The sequence below is a fragment of the Geminocystis sp. GBBB08 genome, assembly GCF_016743215.1.
In the GTDB taxonomy this organism is placed as follows: Bacteria; Cyanobacteriota; Cyanobacteriia; order Cyanobacteriales; family Cyanobacteriaceae; genus Geminocystis.
In genome coordinates, this window is the sequence record NZ_VRZC01000312.1 from 1 (window position 1) to 746 (window position 746).

Below are 746 nucleotides of genomic sequence, written 5' to 3' on the forward strand. Positions count from 1 at the left end.
ACCAGTGGGGGCTGCTAAAGTGATGGTTAATCCTAACGACTGCCATAATGCCACAATCATTTTAGTAGAAAAAGTTTTACCACATCCAGGTCCACCTGTTAAAATCATCACCCGATTATTTCCTGCCATCAATACGGCTTTATATTGTTGAGAGGATAATTCGATGTTATTTTGGGCGGTAAATTGATTTAACCATTTAGTTAACCATTGTTGGGGAATCGGTGCTGGGAAGGAGATTTTATCATTAAATAATTTGGCTAAATGTTGTTCACTATAATAAAAAGCTGGTTTATAACACAATGACACTGCCATCTCTGGATCATTAAGAGTTATATTTTCATTATCACTAGCTGTATCTTGAGGATTAAAGATAGTATTTTCACTATTATTAGTGCTATTTTCAAAAGTTATATTTTCATTATTAGTAATGCTATTTTTACTATTTTTATTTATATTTTCAGTATCGAAGATTTTTTTATTATTGGTAACTGTATTTTCAGAAATTATATTTTTCCTATTAATGGTGTTATCTTGATTATCAATAATTAAATCTTCCTCTTTGTGCATTTGGAGAATAACAACATCCACCGCATTAAAATCAGCTTCGTAGTCATCATTAGTTAAGATTTTACTGGCGGATTGTACCAATTCAGGAAAAGGTAAAAAGCAATGTCCATTTTCTCCAGCTTCGGTTAAAGCGTATAATATTCCTGCTCGATAACGAAACTTTGATAAAGGTGATATGC

General features: G+C 31.9%; 1 protein-coding gene. It reads right to left on the minus strand.

All coding sequences use genetic code 11. The features are described from left to right. Nucleotides 1-746: AAA family ATPase (locus FWJ34_RS19420; protein ID WP_308256970.1), on the minus strand; the 746-nt coding region annotated here is incomplete at both ends.